Raw genomic sequence first — 1851 nt, forward strand, 5'->3', positions numbered from 1 at the left:
ACGGCAAACTCAAACTTCCCGTTTCACCACTTATTCAGGGTCACGATGCTTTACGCGAAAACTACAGCATCACAACCGAACTTGAAGATTTTAAACTCGACATAAAAACCCTGGAAGTTAAAATCAGTGAAAGCGGTGATATGGCTTATGTGGTGGGTGAGTTTAATGTTTCATTCAACACCCGACAAGGGTTGGTTCAGGACACCGGTATATCGCTGATCACCCTTGTCAGGGAAAACAACAGCTGGAAAATTGCCGCCGAAGTACTGAGTTCGATGCCACAGGACATGTAGCCTTTTTACCAGCCGCCACCTCCGCCGCCGCCACCTCCGCCACCGGAGAAACCACCGCCACCACTTCCCGAAGAACTTCCGGGAGGTGTGGATGCCGATGATATGGCCGAAGTAAAACTCCTTCCCATATCACTGCTGAAACGCGCCGGTGAAAACATCATAGCTCCCGCAGCACCGGTGTACCAACTTGGGCTGTAACTTTTGGTTTCCTGAAGCGAAGCGGCAAGGGCTTTTTCAAATTTACTACCCCACTTATTCTCAACCCCTAAAGCAATGGCAAAAGGAAGTAGCGCCTCAAAACGCTCAGGGGTCATTTTAGGTTCGTGCAGGGCGTCAAGTTGTTTTTGTTCGGCGACATTGACATACATTTTAAAGCCTTCAATATCGTCCATTATGGCCCTGCCTTTTACGGTGGGTGCTTTTATGAGATAGGTAAAAACGGCTACCAGTATAAGAAACAAAAACAATAAAATAATGGGTATTGCCACCGAGGGCGAAAACACAAACGTCAACACCACCCAAATTACCGAAGCCAATATACCCGCAACCAAATGTTTGTGATTAAAACTGAAGTAAACCGGTTTCAGGCGTTTTTTGATGGCTTCATAAGACTTGCTACGTGCTTTGGCAAAGACCGCATGGTCTTTGTTGTCCAGTGTGATTTTAGTTCCTTTGGAAAACAACTGCTGTGACATGGCTTTTTCATCGTTCCCCAGCAGGTCATAGTTTCCTGAAAGCCGCTCCAGTTTGTATTTTTTACCTGTGTATTCTATCCTGATATGCCCTTTTACCGCCATATTGACGATAGCTGCAGAAACCGCACGTTGTGAAAGCCTTAAATTCTGCAACACAGCCAACTCACCCGGGCTGAATCCTGAGGGCGGATCAAACTGCGGGAAGATGGTGCCTTTGGGCGGGTCAACACCCACTTTTTTCCATGCCCTGTAATACACCAGCAAGACCACAAGCAAACCAATCAACCCAAACAGCACATGAAAATTGCTTTTAAAAAAGTACATCCATTTTTCAGCTGTGGTAGGCTCAGGAACAAAACCTTTGGGCCAGGCCACCGCAAAGGTGAGTTGCTCACGCGGTTGTAAAACACGGTTGGTTGTAATCTTTACCCGGTTATCCGTGGAAAGGATTTCACAGTCGCAGGTTGTTGTCCCGCCAAAACCTGTAAAAGCATCCATTTGCACCACTCTTGCCCCTTCCGGAAGTTCAATGGAAACACTCGCCTCCTCTATGGGGAACACCCAATCGCCGCCAATGGCGTTAAAATAAAGTTCGTCAAAATCCTCAAAAAAACCGATTTGTCTTGTGGTCCTGTACACCAAGGTGTAAGCATATTCACCGGGAGAAAGTAAGGTGTTTTTATCGCCTATATATACCACTACCCCGTTGCCTTGCTTTTCGGTAAAAAAGGGTTCTGAAGTCCTGTTTTTGAGGACCTCAACCACTTCAAAGCCCACATTAAACCGCGTACCGATTTTGTCTTTATACTTGGTGGGGAATGAACGGTAGATACCTCGTTTGATGTCCCTGCCTTCTGCACGAA

At 46.6% G+C, this 1851-nt stretch carries 2 protein-coding genes; one reads left to right on the top strand and one right to left on the bottom strand.

Annotated elements, in window-relative coordinates; all coding sequences use genetic code 11:
* On the top strand, nucleotides 1-293 hold a 293-nt coding region (locus AC6F75_RS14620), incomplete at its 5' end, for a nuclear transport factor 2 family protein (RefSeq protein WP_500715826.1).
* 5 nt (nucleotides 294-298) lie between these two features.
* Here AC6F75_RS14620 and AC6F75_RS14625 read toward each other — a convergent pair.
* Nucleotides 299-1851, bottom strand: a 1553-nt coding sequence (locus AC6F75_RS14625; protein WP_500715827.1) for a DUF2207 family protein, incomplete at its 5' end; no start/stop codon positions are given.

Source organism: Planktosalinus sp. (assembly GCF_059864935.1).